The following is a 1,330-nucleotide window of genomic DNA, read 5'->3' as shown; positions in this document are numbered from 1 at the left end:
GAGGTACAAAAGATACCAGGAAATTTGAGTGATATAGAAATCTCGGCTTTTCGAAGCCTTGATATATAAGGGTTAAGAAATATGATTAACCCTAAAAATAATATATTAGAGAGGTGATGATTTTGATAAAGAAAACCTGTAAGGAGTGCAAAAAAGAATTTACTCTTTCAGATTCAGAAATAAAGTTTTATAAGGATAAAAACTTAGAGCTACCTAAGAGATGTAAAGAATGTAGAGATAAGAAGAAAAACTATAAAGAAACTTCTGAAGCTAATAATACTAAAAATAATCAATATATAGATAAACAAAGTATTGATAGATCTAGTACAGAAAAAACTACAGGAAAAACTAATGGAAAGATTTTAAGAAATATAATAATTACAGCAGTAGTTATTATTGCATCATTTTTTGGAATTAATTTAGATTTCTTTAAAGATAATAAACCTGTACAAAATACAAATGAAAGTGTAGCACAGCAAAATTTTTCTTCCTTAAGTTTTAGAAATAGCAATCTTTTAAAAGAACATTTTGAAAAGCATGGAAGTGAATTTGGCTATAAATCTGAAGAGGATTATGTAAAAGGGGCTTTAGCTGTTATTAATTCTCCAACTTCCCTTCATAAAACAGAAGCTGAAGATGGAGATGAAATTTATTATGATAAGAATAAAAATGAAATAGTTTTTATTTCTAAAGATGGATATATAAGAACATATTTTAAACCAAGTGATGGAATAAACTATTATAATAGGCAGTAAAATAAAGCTATAAGAAGAAAACTAGAATTATTTTTCGATATTTTACTTTAAATGGATAAAATGAAGAAAATTGAAAGTAGCCTTTTGTAATAGATTCCAATATAATATAGTAAATAAAAAGTCGATGACGAGAATTAGTAGATATAGGAGTTTAGTTTCCAGAGAATTTGACGTTGGTGCGAGTCAAGTACTGTAGCCTTTATTGAATGGATCTTTGAGATGATACTTGGAAATTTTAAAAAAGTACAGGTATACGGGTGTCTGCCGTTAAAAAGACAGGATATCGATTTTGAATTTTAAATCTGTATCTGTAATGAGTGTGTAACATAGGTGGCATAGCGAAATTATAGCATTTCGTCCTAAGAAATAGGATTAAATGCTTTTTTATTACATTTTTTCACCTTGTTATATAGAATTTGGGTGGCACCACGGTCACTTCGTCCCAAGATTTTAGGATGAAGTGGCTTTTTTAATGCATAGAAAATATAAAATTTTTTTGATGTTAAACAATGATTTTGACTGGCTTTCTCATATGGAAGTTGTCAAATGCATTAAAAAATAATTGTAGGCCGCAA

1 protein-coding gene and 1 other annotated feature are annotated in these 1,330 nt (G+C 28.1%); the gene reads left to right on the top strand.

Annotated features, from left to right (window positions below):
- Positions 1–122 precede the first annotated feature (122 nt).
- Positions 123–755 (top strand): zinc-ribbon domain containing protein, encoded by a 633-nt coding sequence (locus BM384_RS17075; protein ID WP_090015473.1) that lies wholly within the window; start codon positions 123–125, stop codon positions 753–755.
- A 115-nt stretch (positions 756–870) separates the two neighbouring features.
- Positions 871–1,203 (top strand) — a binding site (T-box leader).
- Positions 1,204–1,330: the final 127 nt, after the last annotated feature.

Origin of the sequence: Clostridium sp. DSM 8431, assembly GCF_900116755.1 — a bacterium.
Lineage (GTDB): Bacteria > Bacillota > Clostridia > Clostridiales > Clostridiaceae > Clostridium.
This window is presented reverse-complemented; position numbering and strand designations above follow the sequence as displayed.